This is a genomic window from bacterium, from assembly GCA_024226335.1.
GTDB lineage: Bacteria > Myxococcota_A > UBA9160 > SZUA-336 > SZUA-336 > JAAELY01.
Genome location: JAAELY010000092.1, coordinates 1 through 795, shown reverse-complemented (window position 1 = coordinate 795; position 795 = coordinate 1). Strand labels below are relative to the sequence as shown.

1 protein-coding gene is annotated in these 795 nt (G+C 62.4%); it reads left to right on the top strand.

The features are described from left to right. Positions 1-143: 143 nt before the first annotated feature. Entirely contained in the window at positions 144-728 is a 585-nt protein-coding gene (locus GY725_03990) for a hypothetical protein (protein ID MCP4003335.1), read from the top strand. The last annotated feature ends 67 nt before the right edge of the window (positions 729-795 follow it).

The following is a 795-nucleotide window of genomic DNA, read 5'->3' as shown; positions in this document are numbered from 1 at the left end:
AGGCACGAAGGAGATGGCATGAACGGATGGGACGTCTTCACCTGGTTCAACGCCGTCGTCCTGGTCGCGGTCACGAGCCTGATCTTCCTCTTCTTCCTCCGCGATGCGGCCGGCATCTTCAAGCAGGAAGGAAGAGAGAAGGAATGAGCGTTTCAGGCGCTCGCGTGGTCTCCGTCCATTCCGGGGACCACGAGGACCTGCACAAAGACGCTTTCGACGCGCTCGAGGTCGACCTGGAGGGATTCCCCGGCGACGGACATCGCGGCTTCACCCGGGTCGCCTGGAAAGGCGACAAGGATCCCGAGGGCACCGTTCGCCGGAACGAGCGTCAATGGTCCGGAGTGTCCGTCGAAGAGCTGGCGATGATCGGCGGGCGAATGGAGCTGAGCAGGCCGCTCGAAGCCTCCACTCTCGGCGCCAACCTTTGTGTGGCCGGTATCCCGGACTTCTCGGTACTGCCGCGGGGTACGCGGTTGATTTTTCCTTCCGGTGCCACCCTGGTCGTCGAAGAGACGAATCCTCCCTGCAAGGAGATGGGAATTCAGATCGCGGCGGCCTACCGGACGAAGGCCGGAGAGCCCGCGGACTACAGACTGTTCCCGAAACACTCGATCGGACTGCGTGGCGTCGTCGGTGTTGTCGACGTTCCGGGCTTGATCCGTGCCGGCGATCGGGTGGTCGTGGAGATTCCGAAGTCGACCGCCAATGTCCACGGGCTGCTAGAGTGATCCGCTGATCAGCACCGAAGGAGGCCGCAATGTCAGAATCCATCCGAACCGCGAGTCTTGCTGTCTT